The organism is Kitasatospora sp. NPDC101176 (assembly GCF_044768035.1).
Taxonomy (GTDB): domain Bacteria; phylum Actinomycetota; class Actinomycetes; order Streptomycetales; family Streptomycetaceae; genus Kitasatospora.
In genome coordinates this window covers 1-1,089 of sequence record NZ_JBIWPA010000075.1, presented here as the reverse complement: position 1 = coordinate 1,089, position 1,089 = coordinate 1, and the positions used below count along the sequence as shown (strand labels likewise).

General features: G+C 69.9%; 2 protein-coding genes. One reads left to right on the top strand and one right to left on the bottom strand.

Going from position 1 to position 1,089, the window contains the following annotated elements:
• Positions 1-266: 266 nt before the first annotated feature.
• Positions 267-701: a hypothetical protein gene (locus ACIRS1_RS38465; RefSeq protein ID WP_402847326.1), complete on the top strand. Its 435-nt coding sequence runs from the start codon at positions 267-269 to the stop codon at positions 699-701.
• Positions 702-811: 110 nt separating this feature from the next.
• Here the strand turns inward: ACIRS1_RS38465 and ACIRS1_RS38460 are convergent.
• Positions 812-1,089, bottom strand: a 278-nt coding sequence (locus ACIRS1_RS38460; protein ID WP_360223530.1) for an electron transfer flavoprotein subunit alpha/FixB family protein, incomplete at its 5' end; no start/stop codon positions are given.

The following is a 1,089-nucleotide window of genomic DNA, read 5'->3' as shown; positions in this document are numbered from 1 at the left end:
TCCGCCGCGAACGGAGCGATCTTCGCCTCGGCCAGCGAACGCACCGCCTCACGGAGCATCCCGTGCTCCTCGGAGATACGGAAGAGATCGAAGTCCTGGCTCATGATCGCCACTCCTGTTTCACGACGGTACTCAGTACCCTTCATTATGCATGCGCGCAGCAAAAAGGGAACTCAGTGCCTTCACATGGCGGCACTGAGTTCCCTATCCTTTTTCCTGCCGAACTTCTGCCGAACAAGCCGGTCCGAGCGCAGGGAGATGACAGCGTGGTCCACTCAGCCATCGACACCGACACCCGGAGCACCGTGCTGTACTTCCAGCGCTGCGCGTGGTGCAGCAACCCGACCTTCCAGCGACTGCTCTGCCCCACCTGCGGCTCCACCGAGCTGCGGCTGGAGGCCAGCACCGGCACCGGGGTCGTCCGGCGCTGCGAGGTCGAGCAGGCCCGCACGCCGCTGGTCCGTCAGAAGTCCCTGATCCGGATGGCCGAGGGCTTCGACGTGTGGTGCATCGTCGACGGGCTGCGCAGCACCGTCCCGGTCGGCACCAGGGTCCGGCTGCTCCCCTCCCCCGACTCCGACCAGCCCGAGCTGCGGCTCCTCCCGATGGAGGAGCCGCAGCCCCCGCTGGACGCCGAACCGCGCCCGCTGCCGCCGGCCCAGGGCGGCTTCACCCAGCACCTGGCCGCCTTCACCGAGTAGCCGCGGGCGGCCGCGGCCACGCCGGAGGGCGTGCGGCGCGGCCCCCGCGCACGACGGAGGGCGTGGCACCGAGTACCCGGTGCCACGCCCTCCCGTGCTCCCCGCGGGGATCAGCCCTTGCGGACCTTGACCTCGGCGGTCAGCTGCGGCAGGACCTCGAAGAGGTCGCCGACCACGCCGTAGTCCGCCAGCTCGAAGATCGGGGCCTCCGGGTCCTTGTTGACGGCCACGATGGTCTTCGAGGTCTGCATGCCGGCCCGGTGCTGGATGGCACCCGAGATGCCGTTGGCCACGTACAGCTGCGGCGAGACCTGCTTGCCGGTCTGGCCGACCTGGTTGCTGTGCGGGTACCAGCCGGCGTCGACCGCGGCACGGGAGGCGCCGACGG